Genomic DNA, 16,255 nt, shown 5'->3' with positions numbered 1-16,255 from the left:
GGATGTTCTTCGGCGGGGACGTTTCGTCGGTGTGGGGCGTGCTGGAGTTGGTCGGATCAGGCGGTCGGTGGCGGTGCGCCGGTGCTCTCCCTGACGATCAGCTGAGGGGCGACGAAGGCGGTGGCGGCGGGAGCCGTACCGGTCTCGATCTGGTCGATCATGAGCGACACGATCCGCTCGGCCACCACGTCGAAGTCCTGCCGGACGGTGGTGAGCGAGGGGGACAGGTAGGCCGACTCGTCGATGTCGTCGAAACCGACGATGCTCACGTCCTCAGGGATGCGGCGTCCCGCCTGGATCATCGCGCGCATCACGCCGAGGGCCATCTGGTCGTTGCCGGCGAAGACGGCCGTCACGCCGGGCCGCCGGGCCAGGACGCGGCCGGCCTCGTAGCCGCTGGCCGCGCTCCAGTCGCCGAACAGCATCTGGGGCACCGTCGCGTCCGCTTCCTTGAGCGTCGCGTGCCAGGACTCCGCCCGGCGTCGCGCGGCATAGGAGTCCTCGGGTCCGGCGACGTGCCAGACCGTCTCGTGACCGAGGCCGAGCAGGTGACGGGTGACGAGCCGGGCGCCGAGGGCCTGGTCGGTGTCGACCATCGGGTGGCGGAGGCTGACGTCGCCGTCGGCCATCACGACCGGCACGTCCGGCGGCAGGCGCAGCGCCGGGGTGTCGAGGATCTGCGCCTCGACGACCACGATGCCGTCGACCGCCTGCACTGTCAGCTGGTCGAACGCCTCGTGCACGGCCCGCTCGGTCTGCGACTCGACGGCGATCATGTTCACGGTGTAGCCGGCGCGCTGCGCCGCCTTGGTGACGGCGTCGACCGTACGGGCGTTGCCGAAGCTGCCGAGCCCGAAGCTGATCAGGCCCAGGGTGCGGAACTGGCCGGTGACCAGGGCGCGGGCGGCGGTGTTGGGCCGGTATCCGAGGACCCGCATGGCCGACAGGACGCGCTGGCGGGTCTCTTCCTCTACGTTGCTGCGGTTGTTGACCACCCGGGAGACCGTCTGGCTGGAGACTCCAGCCATCGCGGCGACGTCGGCCATGGACGGCCGCCTGGGCGAGCGCCGTCCCGCCGCGGTTTTCTGGGTCGCCCCGTCCACTGGCACCTCTGGTCATCCGATGGGCTTGCTGTCGTGCAAACTCTCGCACGATGTTTACGTGAACATGACCCATCCGTCAATGGGGTGCCGTCTCAGCCGACATGTAGTCACAAACAGTGATAAATCCGGCATTGGTGTTAACTTTGGGTTACCTATTGACATGTTCTGGCGGCGAATGGAGACTACGGGACATCTTCGCCATGTTCACGTAAACACGAGTCCTCGCGATCGCAGCGCCGAGCGCTCCACGGTGGCGCAGGTAATGGGGCGGTCCATGGATCGCCATGCCCCGACAAGGAGAGTTCAGTGCCAGTCTTCGTGGCAGCGCGAACATCCCGCGGCAGGAGCACAGGATGACCGCGCCCGCCGGCCTCGCCGGGCCGGTGACCGCGCCCGGCGGTCTCGCCCGGCCGGTCCTGCGCCTGCGTGTCGCCGGCTACGCCTTCTTCCTGCCGTTCTTCGTGGTCTTCCTGGTCGCGGTGGTCGCGCCGCTGGTGTACGCGGTCTATCTCAGCTTCTTCCAGGAACGCATGATCGGCGGCACGGTCTTCGCCGGCGTGGCCAACTACACCCGCGCCATCGGCGACGCGCTGTTCGGCGCCGGCCTGCTCCGCGTCGCGCTCTTCCTGGTCGTGCAGGTGCCCGTCATGCTGCTCATCGCCCTGGGCTGCGCGCTGGCCATCGACAGCGGCAGGCTGCGCTGGCCGTCGCTGTTCCGCATCACGATCTTCATGCCGTACGCGGTGCCGGCCGTGGTGTCGGCCCTCATGTGGGGCTACATGTACGGGGACCAGTTCGGTCTGGTCGGCCAGATCGGCAAGGCCGTCGGCGTCGCGGTCCCCGACCTGCTCTCGCGCTCCTGGATGCTCTCCTCCATCGGCAACATGGTGACCTGGGAGTTCGTCGGCTACAACATGATCATCCTGTACGCCGCGCTGCGGTCCGTACCGACCGAGCTCTATGAGGCGGCCGAGATGGACGGAGCGGGCGCCATCCGCATCGCCTGGAGCGTCAAGCTGCCCGCCCTGCGTCCCGCGCTGCTCGTGGCGACGACCTTCTCGATCATCGGCAGCTTCCAGCTCTTCAACGAGCCGAACATTCTCCAGAAGCTCGCACCGGCGGCGATCGGGACGAGCTACACGCCCAACATGTACGCCTACAACCTCGCCTTCAACGGCCAGCAGATCAACTACTCGGCCACCGTCGCCGTGCTGCTCGGCGTCGTCACCATCGTCGTGGCGTACGCGGTGCAGATCATCACGGCGAGAAGGGAGAAGACGCTGTGACGGCCGTCGCCGAGGCGAACCGCACCACGGGCGGGCAGGCCGCGCACCGCTCCACCAAGGCGCGGCGCCGGGGGAAGAGCCCCGCCCTCACGGTGATCTTGCTGGTGATGTTCGCGTACGCGGTGCTGCCGCTGTTCTGGCTGCTGGCCAACGCCAGCAAGAACGGCGGGGACCTGTTCTCGACCTTCGGGCTCTGGTTCGGCGGGGATTTCCACCTGTTCGCCAACATCGGCGACACCCTGAGCTACAACAACGGCATCTTCGTGCGCTGGTTCGGCAACACCGTGCTCTACTCCGTGGTGGGCGCGGGCGGTGCCGCCCTGCTGGCCACCCTCGGCGGTTACGCGCTGGCGAAGTACGAGTTCCCGGGTCGCAAGCTGCTGTTCGCGGTGGTGCTGGGCGGTATCTCCATTCCGGGCACGGCCCTCGCGGTGCCGACGTACCTGCTGTTCAGCCGGGTCGGGATCGTCGACACCCCGTGGGCGGTGCTCATCCCGGCGCTGTGCAGCCCGTTCGGCCTCTACCTGATGCGGGTCTACGCGGCCGACGCGGTGCCCGACTCGATCCTGGAGTCGGCCCGAATCGACGGGGCGGGCGAGTTCAGGATCTTCCGCACCATCGCGCTGCGGCTGCTCGCTCCGGGCTTCGTCACGGTCCTGCTCTTCGCGCTGGTCGCGACGTGGAACAACTACTTCCTGCCGCTGATCGTGCTGAACTCGCCGGACTGGTTCCCGCTCACGGTCGGCCTCAACCAGTGGAACGCACAGGCCAACAGCGGCACCTCCGGTGCCGGTGACGCCACCTACACGCTCATCCTGACCGGCAGCCTGCTGTCGATCGTGCCGTTGATCATCGCTTTCCTGGGGCTCCAGCGGTTCTGGCAGTCGGGCCTCGCTACTGGAAGCGTCAAGCAGTGATTCCCGACAAACCCCCCGTGGATAAAGGAAACGCCATGAAAACCCTTCCATCACGGCGCGGTGTCATCCCCGCCGGGATCGCCGCGGCCCTGTCTCTGGCACTCGCCGCGTGCGGCGGCGGCTCCGGTGGGAGTGCCGCCGCCCCGTCCGCCGCCGCCCCGAGCGCAACGGCGGCCGTGCAGGACGCGCTGTCCAAGCCCGCCGAGCTGACGTTCTGGACGTGGGTCACGGGGATCGAGAAGACCGTCGCCCGCTTTACCACGAAATATCCGAACATCAAGGTCAATGTGGTGAACGCGGGGCAGTCCGCCGACCAGTACACCAAGCTGCAGACCGCGATCAAGGCCGGCTCCGGCGCGCCCGACGTGGCGCAGATCGAATACTTCGCCCTGCCGCAGTTCGCCCTCGCCAAGCAGGTCGTCAACCTGGCCGACTATGGCGCCGCCTCGCTGAAGGACAAGTTCGCCGACTCGGCGTGGGGCCAGGTGGCGATCAACGGCGGCGTCTACGGCGTCCCGCAGGACACCGGCCCCATGGCGATGTTCTACCGCAAGGACATCTTCGACAAGCTGAAGATCAAGCCGCCGGCGACCTGGGCGGAGTTCGTAGACGCGGCCAAGAAGATCAAGGCCGCCGACTCCGGCTCGTTCATCACCTCCATCGACCCCGGTGACGCCGGCGGGGTGGACAGCCTGATCTGGCAGGCGGGCGGCGCGCCGTTCAAGACCTCGGGCGAGAGCTCGGTCAGCGTCAAGCTCGACTCCGACCCGGGCGTCAAGCAGTGGGTCGGCACCATGAGCACGCTGCTCGGCGAGAAGCTGGTCGACCCGCAGCCCGGCTGGACCGACGAGTGGTGGAAGGGCATGGGCTCGGGCAAGTACGCCGTCTGGCTGACCGGCGCCTGGGCCCCGAACGGCATCATCAACTCCATCCCCAAGACGAAGGGCAAGTGGGCGGTCGCCCCGATGCCGCAGTACGACGCGGCCAAGCCGATGAACGCCGAGAACGGCGGCTCCTCGGTGGCGGTCATCCCGCAGAGCAAGAACATCCCGGCCGCCGTCGCCTTCGCGCAGTGGCTCAACTCCGACCCGGAGGCCGTCAAGTCGCTCAACACCGAGGCCGGACTGTTCCCCGCCACGAAGGTGCTGCTCGACGACCCCACCTTCCGTGACGCGCCGCAGGAGTTCTTCGGCGGCCAGAAGATCAACCAGGTCCTGAGCGACGCCTCGGCCGCCGTCCGCCCCGACTGGCAGTACCTCCCGTTCCAGGTGTACGCCAACAGCATCTTCAAGGACACCGTGGGCCAGGCCATCGACAGCGGCGGTGACCTGTCCGCCGCGCTGAAGACCTGGCAGGACCGCATCTCCGCCTTCGGCACCGAGCAGGGCTTCACCCTCACCAACGGCGGCTGACCCCGGAACGACCACGACCGCGACCACGGCCGGCGGCCCGGTGGAACGCACTCCACCGGGCCGTCACCAACGGGCTGAAGGTGCCGTCGGCGCCCTGCGGCATCGATGCCGCTGGCACCCTGCGGCATCGATGCCTACGGCCCCTAGCCCGAGGCGAGATCGCGGCGGCGCAGGCCGTACAGGCCGAGGATCGTGAGCAGCACGGCGAGCACGGTCAGCACCACCGTGGCCACCGGGGCGAAGGAGCCCAGCGGGTGCCAGGGCAGGTGGGACAGCACCGACGTGTTCACCAGCCACTCCGGCAGGTTCATGTAGGACCCCAGTACCTGCATGAACCCGCTGTAGACGAGCACCGCCCAGGCCGCGTTCACGGCCCGTGGGGCGAGCCCGAGCAGCGCGGCGGGGACGGCGAGCAGCACCAGCACCTCGGGGGCGCGGATGAGGCTCGCCCACGTGACCTCTCCCACGAGGCCGGCCTCGCCGGTCGACAGGGCGGCGCCGACGCCGAGCGCGGCGCCGTACACCACCGGCAGGACGACCGCGGCGAGCGCGGTGACCAGCAGGGACGACCAGTACCACGTCGATCTGCCGGTCGGCCCGGCCAGCACGGGAGCGATCCGCCCGCGCACCTCCTCCGACCGGAGCCGGAGGACCGACAGGACCACGAACACGCCGGTGTAGAGGGACCCGGTGAACACCATGAGGCTGATCCAGGCCCGCCCGAAGTCCGCACCGGAGAAGATGGGGAGGTCGGTTTCCGCCATTCCCCCGGTCATGGCGCCCAGGACGAGGCCGACGGCGAGGAACGCGGCTCCCCATGCGAGGATGGCCGCCTGCTGGAGCCGCAGCGCGAGCGTGAACGGCGAGCGCAGCCACGAAGGCGCCGACGCCCGGCCGGGACGCGGGGCCATCAAGGAGGCGCCGAGATCCCTGCGGCTCGCCAGCGAGTAGGCGCCCGCGACCAGCAGCCCGGCGAGCAGAACCGACAGGCCGAGCGGCCACCAGCGCTCGTCGGCCAGCACCCGGGTCTGCTGTGACCAGCCGATCGGCGACAGCCAGAACAGCGGACCGCCCTCCGGGCTCTGCAGCGCCCCCGCGCCGCGCAGCAGCCACGCCGTGAAGAGCACGATGCCCGCCAGCCCGTTGGCGCCTCGGGGATGCTCGGTGACCTGGGCGGTGACCGCGGTGACCCCGGCGAACAGCAGCCCGGTCGCGGCGAGCGAGGCGCCGAACAGCAGGGCGCTGCCGGCGGGGAACCCGATGCCGATCGTCGCGGCGGTGGTGAGGGCCGCGAGCACGACATTGCTGATCACGGCGACGACCAGCGCGGCGGTGAGCTGGGCGTGCCGGCCCACGACGGCCGCCCGGATGAGTTCGGCCCGGCCCGTCTGCTCCTCCGCCCGGGTGTGCCGGGTCATGAGCATCATGTTCATGATCGCGGCGGCCAGCAGGAACTCGACCCAGTAGGCGGCGAGGAAGTAGCTCTGCGTGGTGACCTCGCCGAACAGGGGCCCGCCGAGCACCCTCATGAAGGAGACGCGGATCATCTGCGACGCTTCGGCCAGGGCCTGGGGCGTCGGGACGACCGCGCTGACGGCGGCGTAGTAGAAGCGTGGGACGAGGGCCGTGATGGCGACCAGCCAGATGGTGAGCTTGATCCGATCGCGGCGCAGTGCCAGCCGTACCATCGCGCCGGTGCCGGTCAGGTGGCTGCTCGCCGCGCTCGATCCGGTACGGCCGCGCGCCCGCGTAACCGTGGTGGTCATGCCGCCTCCTTGTGCGCGTAGTGCCGGAGCATGAGCTCCTCAAGCGTTGGCGGGTGGCTGACCAGCGAGTCGATGCCGAAGGTGGTGAGGTGCCGGATGGCGGCGTCGAGGTGTTCGGCGTCCACGCCGAACCGCACGCTCCTGCCCTCGGTCTTCACGTTGTGGACCCCGGGCAGCCGGTCGAGGCCGGTCACGTCGGCGGCGGTCTCGGCCACGACCGTGGTCCGGGTCAGATGCCGCATCTGCGCCAGCGTCCCCGACTCCACCGCCTTTCCGTCGCGGATGATGGTGATCCGATCGGCGAGGGTTTCGACCTGGGCCAGGATGTGACTGGACAGCAGGATGGTCCGGCCGGCGGCTTTGGCCTCGGCGACGACCTGCTGGAACACCGCCTCCATCAGCGGGTCCAGCCCGCTCGTGGGCTCGTCGAGGATCAGCAGCTCCACGTCGGCGGCGAGAGCGGCGACGAGGGCGACCTTCTGGCGGTTGCCCTTGGAGTAGGTCCGGGTCTTCTTCTTCGGATCGAGTTCGAACCGCTCGATCAACCCGTTCCGGCGCTCGTTGTCGAGCCCGCCACGCAGCCGGCCGAGCACGTCGATGGCCTCGCCTCCGGTGAGGTTGGGCCACAGCTCCACGTCGCCCGGCACGTACGCCAGGCGCCGGTGTAACGCGACAGCGTCGGCCCAGGGGTCGCCGCCCAGCAGCCTGGCGCTGCCGGAGGTGGCTCGGATCAGGCCCAGCAGGATGCGGATGGTGGTGCTCTTCCCCGCCCCGTTCGGGCCGAGAAAGCCGTGCACCTCTCCGGTGCCCACGGTGAGGTCGAGCCCGTCGAGGGCGCGTGTCGGCCCGTAGGCCTTGACGAGCCCCGAAATGGCGATAGCAGGGGTCATGGGGTTTCTCCGAATTTCTGAGCCAGCGGCTCGATTACTTGAGCGAGCCGGTGACGCGCGCGTCGAATTCGCGGTCCGGGAGGGATCTGTTGAGCTGCAGGAAAGCCTCGGCCTGCCAGCCCACGACGTAGCGGGTTTCCGGCCGGGCCGACTCGACGGCCTGCCGGATCGTCGTCGCGACCACCCCGGGGTCCGAGGCCGGGCTGTCCACGCCTGCCCGCGGCTCGGCCGCCTGTGCCATGGCCTCGGCCATCCGCCGGTAGGCGCCGGTCCCGGAGATCTCCCGCAGTTGCCGCGCGGTCCCGGCCTCGAAGTCGGTCTTGATGATGCCCGGCTGGACGACCACGACGTCGATGCCGAACTGTCCGACCTCCATGCGCAGGGTGTCGGAGAATGCCTCCAGGGCGTGCTTGGAGGCGTAGTACCAGGCGCCGAGCGGAAGGGCGATCTCGCCGCCGATCGAGGAGACGTTGACGATCGTGCCCGAGCCCCGCGCGCGCATGTGCGGGAGGACGAGCTGGGTCAGCCGGGCCGGCCCGAACACGTTGACCTCGAACTCGTCTCGCGCCATCGCCATCGGCGTGTCCTCGACCGCGCCGTGGACGACGGCTCCCGCGTTGTTGACCAGGACGTCGATCCGCTCGTGCGCGTCCAGGACGGTACGGACGACCCGCTGGAGGTCTTCCTCCTTGGTCACGTCCATCGGCAGGGCGTGACCGCCCGCTTCGCGGATCGCCTCCATCTGGTGCACTCGGCGCGCCCCGCCGTACACGACGTGGCCGCCGCGCAGGAGTTCGAGTGCGGTGGCGTGGCCGATGCCGGATGAGGCGCCGGTTACGAGGCATATCTTGGCAGCCATTGTCGGTCCCCTCCACGTGAACGGTCATCGTTCACATATGAGGAAAGCTACGGATGCGTTCGCGGATTCGGCAAGTTAAGAATGTCGTTTTCGCAGGTCAGAATGGCGCAATTGGCGAAACGACGGTGCTGGCAAATGCAACAACTCCGTGCTGTATGTCGCGATCGATCGGGCCCCGGCCGCATACTTGGGCGGGCGCGACAAGCGGAGGAGGGCGCATGCCAGGAGGCCACCTCACGTACGAGGACCGTCGCAAGATCGCTGAGGGGCTGGTGGAAGGACTCACCTACGCGGAGATCGCCCGTCGTCTGGGACGACCGAGGTCGACCATCGGCCGCGAGATCGCCCGCAACGGAGGCCCGCACGGCTACCGTGCGGCTCGGGCCCAGCAGGCGACCGGACGGCGTGCCCACCGCCGGCCGCACTCGCCGCTGAATACTCCGGCCACCGCGGATATCAGCGGGCGTGACCCCCGGGCCGTACAGGAATTCGAGCGGAAACTCGCCGGGGCGATGTCAGGGATCCCGCCGATGGCGGCCAAGGTGATGGTCTGCCTGTTCACCAGCGACAGCGGCGACATGACCGTCGTCGACCTGGTCGAGCGGCTGCGGGTCAGCCCCGCGTCGATCTCCAAGGGGATCGGCTGGCTTGAGGATGTGGGGCTGGTCAAACGCGAGCGTGACAATCGGCGTGACCGGTACAGCATCGACGTCGACGTCTGGTATCGGGCCTGGTTGGTGGGCATCCGGTCGATGACGCTGTGGGCCGACACCGTCCAGGAGGGCGTCGACGTTCTCGGCGTCCAGACCCCGGCCGGCTCCCGGCTCCTGATGGCAAGCCGGTTCTTCCAAGTCCTCAGCAACGACATGAACCAGGCGGCCGAACATTACCGGCAGATCTTCTCCGGCGCCGGGGACGTCAAGGACTGAACCGCTATGGGAGGTCAGGCGGCCGATCGGCGTACGCCGGGGTGCGCATGGGTGAGTTGCACGATCACCGGCATGTCCGAGACGACCGCGACCGCGTAGGGGGTGCCGGGGGACAGGGCATCGGCAGCCGCCAGGTCTTCCAGGCTCAGGTCGCTGGTGCGCTGCGCGGGCACCGTCGCGCGGTAGGGGCCGAGCGGCTCCTCGCCCGTCGCGCAGAACGTGAGCTCGACGTGGGCGTTCTTGGGGCTGACATTGAACAGGCAGAGCCGGTCGCCCCTGACGCACCCGTCGGTGATCGCCATCTTCCAGTTTCCCACCAATGTGCTCATTTGCGACTCCTGTCCTCTCCTGCGACATTCGTCCAGCTACCCCGACAAGAGCGGATATATCGGATTAAGAGCCGGTGAATGGGGCCGGCGAGCGTCCGCGAGCGTATTGTCGGGGATCATCGGCGGTGTGAAGATCGGGGAATGGCCCCTTCAAAAGCCGTTCTCTCCGCGCTCGCCGTCGCCACTTCCGCATTGCTGATCAGCGGAAACGCCGAAGCGGCCGCGGATGTGCCGTTACCTTCGGCGATCTTCCGCGCCACGCACAACAGCTACTCGGGCAACGTCAGCGGCGCCAAGAACTCGATCGCCTACCAACTCGACCACGGCATTCGCTTCCTCGAACTCGACATCCACGACAACGGTTACGCCACCTCGCACGACTACTCCGTCGGCCACGACTCTCCCGGCAACCAGGTCGACCACAACGGAAACCCCGCCTCGAACCTCCTGCGCGACTGGCTCGGCGTGATCAACACCTGGTCCGCCCAGCACCCCACCGCCGCACCGATCGTCGTCGCGCTCGACATCAAGGACGACCTGACCGACAACACCTCGTACGCCGCCGGCAACCTGGCCGCACTCAACCAGGAGCTCACCTCCGTCTTCGCCTCGCGGCTGTTCTGGGCCAAGGATTACCCGGCGAGCCCGCCGTCGGTGGACACGCTGCGCGGCCGGGTGCTCCCCGTGATCTCCGGCGACGGCACGACCCGCGCCCAGTACAAACGCGACGTCGGCTACCACCCGGCCGTCGCGATCAACGGTCGCGGCCAGGTCGTGGAGGTGCACGACTCGGGCGCGGGCGCGCTCTGGTACTGGAGCGGCACGTACGGCGCCGACGGCCGCGTGACCTGGTTACGCCACGGCAAGTACGACAACGGCGTCACCCCGTCCATCGCGCTGAACGACAACGGCGACCTGGTCGAGGTCCACCAGTCCCAGACCGCGACCACCCTCTGGTACCGCGTCGGCCGCCTCGACGCCAGCGGCGAGATCACCTGGTCGGCCAGCCACCAGTACGACAACGGCGTCCTGCCGACGGTCAGATTCACCGACGCGGCGGGCACCCAGCTACGCGAGATCCACCGCAGCCAGAGCAACAGCCAGAACTGGGACTGGGACGGCGTGCTCAACGCCTCCACGGCGACGGTCTCCTGGAGCGGCAACGCCAAGACCTCCGACGCCCGCTACGACGCGACCACCTCGACCAGCGGCTCGTCGCGCGTGCACGTGTGGACCGGCGCCGACGGCCCGACCCCGGCCCAGACCCTGCGCCTGGACACCGACAGGGTCGCCGGCGAGCGCATCCGCTACCAGCAGACCGCCTTCGACGAGTTCCAGAAGGGCGACAGCGCGGAGCTCCAGCAGGGCGCGCTGTTCTACGCGGCGACCGCAGGCGAGTCCTCGTTCATCACCGCGGCCCGGCAGGCGGGACGGCTCGTGCGCGGCTGGGACTTCGACTCCGAAGACGACGCCACCGACCCACTGGCCAACTATCCGGCGTCCAACCACCCGTACGACACCTGGTACCAGGACCTCCTCACCCGCTCAGGCGCCGTCGAGTAGTCAAGCGGAATTGGCCCGCGCGGCCTCACACGGCGTTCGGCGAAGCAGGGCCGAGACGTGGTCGCGCACCAGATCATGGAAGCGGTACCGGCAGGGTGCGGGCTCCTGCAAGAGGTGGACGTCCAGCAGCTGGTCCAGCTGCCGCCTCGCCCGCACCACTGTCGTGTGCTGCACGGCCGCGGCCTCGTCGACCCCGAACTCGGTACCGGCCTGTGACCCCAGCACCCGGTACACGCGTCGCTGATCCTCGGAAAGCCGCTGATAGGACAGATCCAGAGCGGCGGTGACGCTGTGCCGCCCGGTCGTCAGCTCGGACAGCCGATCGTCGTTCAACCGGTCGAGCAGATGCCGCACGCTCCACGTCGGACGTGCCCGCAGCCGGACGGCGGCGATGCGGATGGCGAGCGGGAGCCGCCCACACCGCTCCACGGTCTCCGTCAGCACGCCCGCCGGCGCGTCCGCGACATGCTCCCGCCCGACCATGCGGGTGAACAGGGCGACCGCCTCCTCCAGCGGCAGGACGTCCAACGACAAGGTTCGAGTGTCGTCCAGGCCGATCAGCCGGCGGCGGCTGGTGACGATCAGCAGGCAGCCCGGTCCGGCGGGCAGCAGCGGGCGGACCTGGTCCTCGTCGGCGGCGTTGTCCAGCACGATCAGGACTTCGCGGTCGGCCACGACACTGCGATACAGCGCCGCGCGATCATCGATATGCCCGGGTATGCGGTCATCGGGGATGCCAAGCGCGCGGAGCATGCGGGCGAGCGCGTCACGCGGATCGACGGGGGTCATTTCCCGGGTATGTCCGTGAAGGTTCACGAACAGCTGGCCGTCGGGAAACCGAGAGCTGAGCAGGTGGGCGGCATGAACGGCCAGCGCTGTCTTTCCGACGCCGGCCATGCCGTCAATGGCGATGACCGTCGCCGTGTTCGCATTCTGATAATCCGACAAAGCCGTCAGTTCATGCTTTCGGCCAACAAACGCCGCAACATCGGCCGGTAGTTGTCGCGGAACGGTCACCGGCGCCCGGCCGCTCTCTTCCGGATCAACGCACTCAGGGGAAGCCGACGGGCCGCGAGCGACGACGGCCAGCATCGCGCGCTCCTCGCTGTCCAGCTCCAGCGCCTCCGCCAGCAGCAGGATCGAGGTGATGCGCGGCTGTTGGAGCACGTTGTGCTCCAACCGGCGGACGGTCCGAACGTTGAGGCCGGTACGTTGGGCCAGCTGCTCCTGGGTCAGCAACGCCCGCCCCCGCCATCGGCGCAGCAGCGCCCCCAAAGACAACCCGGCCTCGGGACACCGTATGACCTCCGTCGGTAGGGAAGTGGTCAACCGAACGTGATTGCCGTTCATCGATTTGTGCTCCTATCCAGGGAGCCGCCCCGTTTTCTCGCGCCGCCCCTGGTCGGCGAGATCCCCAAGTACATCGAAAGCGCTTTCCAGCTGTTCACGCCACTGTTGGACGAAAGCGAACGGAATCGGACGGCTTTGGGACGGATGAGACGATCGCGACCTGCGGTTATCTCTCGGGCTCGGTCGCGACCGATGTCTTGCGGTTTGAATGCAATTGATGAGCATCGCCGCAATTAGCCAGAATGAAGGCCATGAGCGACGGGGACGAGGGCGGCGACCGCCAAGCCCAGGTGCTGTCACCGTCCGACGACGGGGGCGAGCTATGCCCCTACCAAGGACTTGTGCCGTTCGAGAGGGAGAAGACCGAGTTCTTCTTCGGCCGCGCGCGGGCCACGCACAGCCTCGTCGACCGCCTGGGCGCGCGCCTGAACGGGCACGGGACCGTCCTGCTGGTCTCGGGTGCCTCGGGAGTGGGCAAGTCGTCGCTGTTGCGGGCGGGGCTGCTACCGGCACTGGCTCAGGAGATGCTGCCGGGCTCGCCGCATTGGCCGCGCCTGCTCATCACGCCGACCTCGACGCCGCTGCGGGCGCTCGCCGAAGAGTGGGCGAAGGCGTTCGGCGAGTACGTCGAAACGGTGTACGAGCAGCTGCGCGACGATCCAGGACGGATGGCGCCTCTCCCGGCGGACGGCCGTCTCATCCTGGTGGTCGATCAGTTCGAGGAACTGTTCACCCTGGTGAGCGACGAGCAGGAGCGCCAGGCGTTCGTCAGGGTGCTGCACGCCTTGGCCGAAGGCCCGCGGGGCGCCGGAGTGATCGTCGGCGTACGCGCGGACTACTGGGACCGCTGTGCGGCCTATCCGCAGTTGGCCGAGGCCATCCAGGACGGCCAGGTCATCGTCGAGCCGATGTCGGAGTCGGACCTCCGGCTGGCCATCACCGGTCCCGCGGCCGCCGTGGGCCTGGAGATCGAACCCGGTCTGGTGGAGACCATCCTCGGCGAGTTACGCGTCGACCAGGCCGCGGGGGACGGCTACGAGGCCGGCGCCCTGCCCCTGCTCTCGCAGGCGCTGCGCAACACCTGGGAGAGACGTGAGCACGGCCGGCTGACCGTCCGGGGGTATGAGGAGTCCGGCCGGGTCCGCGACTCCGTACAGCGCACGGCCGACGAGATCCTCGACCGGCTGTCGGCGGAGGACCGCAAGACCGCCCTCAGACTCTTCCGGCGCATGACACTGATCACCGCGGGCGGGCGGGTGGCCCGGCGCAGGGCGACGCTGACCGAGATCCACGCCGCCGCGTCGGCACTGTCGGCGGATCGGCGCGGTCAGGTGACGGCGCTGCTGGCCGCGTTCGCCGACCAGCGCCTGCTCACCCTGTACGAGGACGCCGTCGAGATCGCCCATGACACGCTCCTGATCGCCTGGCCGACCCTGCGCCAGTGGCTCGAACCCGACTTCACCGCGCAGACGGTGTACGACAGCCTCATCGACGACGCCGCCCAATGGCGCGAACACCACCGCGACCCCGCCTTCCTCTACCGGGGCGCCCGGCTACTGGCGGTTCAGGACAGCCGGCACCGCTGGGACCGCGACCCTGACAGCTTTCCGCCCCCCGGCCCGGCCGCCGAGGGTTTCGTCGCGGCATCGACACGGGCGGCACGACGTACCGGCCGCCGTCGCCGGCTGGTCATGGCCGGTCTCGCGACGCTGTCGGTCCTCGCTCTCATCGCGGCCGGCGCCGCCGTCAACGCCGCGAACGAGGCCGATACGCAACGCGGGGTGGCGCTCTCCCGCCAGATAGCGGCGCAGAGCGAGATCACCGGAGACGTCCCCCTGTCCTCGCTGCTGGCCGTGGCGGCGTGGCGGATCGCCGACACCGACGAGGCCGGCAACCGCGTGCTGGTCGCGGCGACGCGTACCAGCCGGGGGACCCTCACCGGGCACACGAGAGGCGTCACGGACCTGGTGTTCAGCCCCGACGGTTCGTTCATCGTGACCGGAAGCGACGACGGCACCGCGCGGTTCTGGGACGTGGCGAGGCGGCGGCAGCTCGGCGCCCCGATCACCCGCCCGAAGTACGAGTGCTCAGCCGTCAAGCTGGCCCTGAGCCCCGACGGGCGTACGCTGGCCACGGCGTGTCTCGGCACCGTCCGGTTCTACGACGTGGCCACCCGTCGCGACCTGGGCGCCCCGCTGGATCCCGGGGAGGTCGTGTCGGCGCTCGCGTACAACCCGGACGGGAAGACCCTCGTGACCGGCGACTTCAGTGGCGTCGTCCGGCAGTGGGACGCGACCACGCACCGTCCGCACGGGACTCCCCTGGGCCGCGCCGACAACGGACCGGACCTCGCGTCCATCATCAGGGCGGTGGCGTTCAGCCCGGACGGAAAGACGCTGGCCGTCGCGAGCAAGAAGAGCGCACAGCTCTGGGACATCGCCAGCTCCCGCCGGCTCGGCGCCCCGCTCGCCGGGCACACCGACACCATCACCAATCTCGCCTTCAGCCCGGACAGCACGACCCTCGCGACCGTGAGCTGGGACCACACCGCTCGGCTGTGGAACGTGGCCACGCGGAAGCAGACAGGTGTGTTCAGCGACCGCCGCACCGCTTTCAACGCGATCGCCTTCAGCCCGGACGGCACCCGGCTCGCCACCGCCGGAGACACCGGCCGCACCGTCCTGTGGGACACGGCAAGCCGCCAGCAGCTGACCGCGCTCGCCGACAATGGCATGGGTGTCGAGCGCGTGGCGTTCAGCCCGGACGGGAAGCTCCTCGCCGCCGCCAGCGACGACGGCGTCGTACGGCTGGCCGACCCCCAGATCCACTTGCAGGTCGGGACCTCGATGCCCGCACAGGCCGCCGTCGCGCTGAGCCCGGACGGACGGATCCTGGCCACCGGCGTGGCCGACCAGCTGGACCCCGCGATCCAGCTGTGGGACGTGGCCACCCAGCGTCGCCTCGGCCCGCCGCTGCGTCCCCGGGGCGCGCGCCGTTCCGTGTACATGATCGAATTCACCCGCGACGGGCGGACGCTCCTGACGTCCAGCTCGGACGGCCTGCGGCTCTGGGACGTCGCGAGCCGCCGCGAGCTCGCCCATGAGGCGACGCTCAAGGGCTTGGCCAGGCTCAGCCCCGACGGTAGGTACATCGCCGTCCAGCAGGACAAGGCCGTCGCGTTCTGGGACGTCGCGAGCCGCCGGGAGACCGGGCCGCGCATCAGCGTCCCCGACCACACCGACGTCCTCACGGCGATGGCGATCAGCCCCGACGGCTCGACCCTGGCGACCACGGGCTACGACAACCAGGTGCGGCTCTTCGACGTGGCCACCCGCCGCCCGATCGGGGGCTCGCCGCCCGCGGCCAACGGCGGGTTCGTCAACGACCTGGCGTTCAGCCCCGACGGGCGGACGCTGGCACTCACGGCCGCCGACTCCAGCGTCCGGTTCTGGGACGTGGCGCGGCACCGCACGCTCGGCATCGCCCTGATCGCCGAGGACGGCGCGATCAACACCTTCGCCTTCAGCCCGGACGGGCAGGTCCTCGCCACCGGCTCCGCCGACGTGGTGCGGTTGTGGGACGTGCGGAGCCACCGGCAGCTGAGCACCCCGCTGGTCGGCCATACCCGCGGCGTGACGGCGATCGCCTACAGCCGGGACGGGACGGCCATCGCCACGGTGGCCGGTGACGGGACCGCGCGGCTGTGGAACGTCCGCCTGCCCGCCGACCCGGTGGCCGCGGCGTGCGCCAACGCTGGCCGCACCCTCACCCGCGACGAATGGGCGAGCTACGTACCGGGGGAGGCATATCGGCAGACATGTCCATGACCCAGGGGAACCCCACTGGAATCC

Annotated in this window: 12 protein-coding genes; 6 read left to right on the top strand and 6 right to left on the bottom strand. The window is 69.4% G+C overall.

Going from position 1 to position 16,255, the window contains the following annotated elements; all coding sequences use genetic code 11:
- Nucleotides 1-56: 56 nt before the first annotated feature.
- Nucleotides 57-1,046, bottom strand: coding sequence for a LacI family DNA-binding transcriptional regulator (locus AB0J16_RS00580; RefSeq protein ID WP_358532805.1), 990 nt, complete (start codon nucleotides 1,044-1,046; stop codon nucleotides 57-59).
- Nucleotides 1,047-1,456: 410 nt separating this feature from the next.
- On the opposite strand from AB0J16_RS00580, the gene AB0J16_RS00575 reads away from it, so the two are divergent.
- From AB0J16_RS00575 to AB0J16_RS00565, 3 genes are read left to right on the top strand one after another with little or no spacing between them, the layout of a single operon-like run.
- Entirely contained in the window at nucleotides 1,457-2,389 is a 933-nt protein-coding gene (locus AB0J16_RS00575; protein WP_358532803.1) for a sugar ABC transporter permease, read from the top strand.
- Nucleotides 2,386-3,306, top strand: coding sequence for a carbohydrate ABC transporter permease (locus AB0J16_RS00570; RefSeq protein WP_358532800.1), 921 nt, complete (start codon nucleotides 2,386-2,388; stop codon nucleotides 3,304-3,306). The genes AB0J16_RS00575 and AB0J16_RS00570 overlap by 4 nt, the downstream gene beginning before the upstream one ends.
- A gap of 35 nt (nucleotides 3,307-3,341) precedes the next feature.
- Nucleotides 3,342-4,718: a sugar ABC transporter substrate-binding protein gene (locus AB0J16_RS00565; RefSeq protein ID WP_358532797.1), complete on the top strand. Its 1,377-nt coding sequence runs from the start codon at nucleotides 3,342-3,344 to the stop codon at nucleotides 4,716-4,718.
- 143 nt (nucleotides 4,719-4,861) lie between these two features.
- On the opposite strand, the gene AB0J16_RS00560 is transcribed toward AB0J16_RS00565, so the two are convergent.
- Genes AB0J16_RS00560 through AB0J16_RS00550 form a run of 3 tightly spaced genes read right to left on the bottom strand, consistent with a single transcriptional unit; the run spans nucleotide 4,862 to nucleotide 8,233 of the window.
- A complete protein-coding gene (locus tag AB0J16_RS00560; RefSeq protein ID WP_358532794.1) occupies nucleotides 4,862-6,484 on the bottom strand; it encodes a hypothetical protein in 1,623 nt (540 codons plus the stop codon).
- On the bottom strand, nucleotides 6,481-7,374 hold the full coding sequence (locus AB0J16_RS00555) for an ABC transporter ATP-binding protein (protein WP_358532791.1): 894 nt from the start codon (nucleotides 7,372-7,374) through the stop codon (nucleotides 6,481-6,483). The genes AB0J16_RS00560 and AB0J16_RS00555 overlap by 4 nt, the downstream gene beginning before the upstream one ends.
- Nucleotides 7,375-7,408: 34 nt before the next feature.
- Nucleotides 7,409-8,233: an oxidoreductase gene (locus tag AB0J16_RS00550; RefSeq protein ID WP_358532788.1), complete on the bottom strand. Its 825-nt coding sequence runs from the start codon at nucleotides 8,231-8,233 to the stop codon at nucleotides 7,409-7,411.
- A 218-nt stretch (nucleotides 8,234-8,451) separates the two neighbouring features.
- Here AB0J16_RS00550 and AB0J16_RS00545 point away from each other — a divergent pair, with 218 nt between their 5' ends.
- On the top strand, nucleotides 8,452-9,162 hold the full coding sequence (locus AB0J16_RS00545; protein WP_358532785.1) for a helix-turn-helix domain-containing protein: 711 nt from the start codon (nucleotides 8,452-8,454) through the stop codon (nucleotides 9,160-9,162).
- 14 nt (nucleotides 9,163-9,176) lie between these two features.
- Here AB0J16_RS00545 and AB0J16_RS00540 read toward each other — a convergent pair whose 3' ends face one another.
- On the bottom strand, nucleotides 9,177-9,491 hold the full coding sequence (locus tag AB0J16_RS00540) for a sensory rhodopsin transducer (RefSeq protein ID WP_358532783.1): 315 nt from the start codon (nucleotides 9,489-9,491) through the stop codon (nucleotides 9,177-9,179).
- A 141-nt stretch (nucleotides 9,492-9,632) separates the two neighbouring features.
- Here AB0J16_RS00540 and AB0J16_RS00535 point away from each other — a divergent pair, with 141 nt between their 5' ends.
- On the top strand, nucleotides 9,633-11,054 hold the full coding sequence (locus AB0J16_RS00535; RefSeq protein ID WP_358532780.1) for a hypothetical protein: 1,422 nt from the start codon (nucleotides 9,633-9,635) through the stop codon (nucleotides 11,052-11,054).
- On the opposite strand, the gene AB0J16_RS00530 is transcribed toward AB0J16_RS00535, so the two are convergent.
- Entirely contained in the window at nucleotides 11,055-12,404 is a 1,350-nt protein-coding gene (locus AB0J16_RS00530) for an NB-ARC domain-containing protein (RefSeq protein WP_358532778.1), read from the bottom strand.
- 251 nt (nucleotides 12,405-12,655) lie between these two features.
- Between AB0J16_RS00530 and AB0J16_RS00525 the strand changes: the two genes are divergently transcribed.
- Nucleotides 12,656-16,231: a WD40 repeat domain-containing protein gene (locus AB0J16_RS00525; RefSeq protein ID WP_358532775.1), complete on the top strand. Its 3,576-nt coding sequence runs from the start codon at nucleotides 12,656-12,658 to the stop codon at nucleotides 16,229-16,231.
- Nucleotides 16,232-16,255 lie beyond the last annotated feature (24 nt).

The organism is Nonomuraea sp. NPDC049750, from assembly GCF_040659625.1.
Taxonomy (GTDB): Bacteria; Actinomycetota; Actinomycetes; order Streptosporangiales; family Streptosporangiaceae; genus Nonomuraea.
The sequence above is the reverse complement of the archived record's forward strand: the minus strand, read 5'-3'. Positions and strand labels throughout refer to the sequence as shown.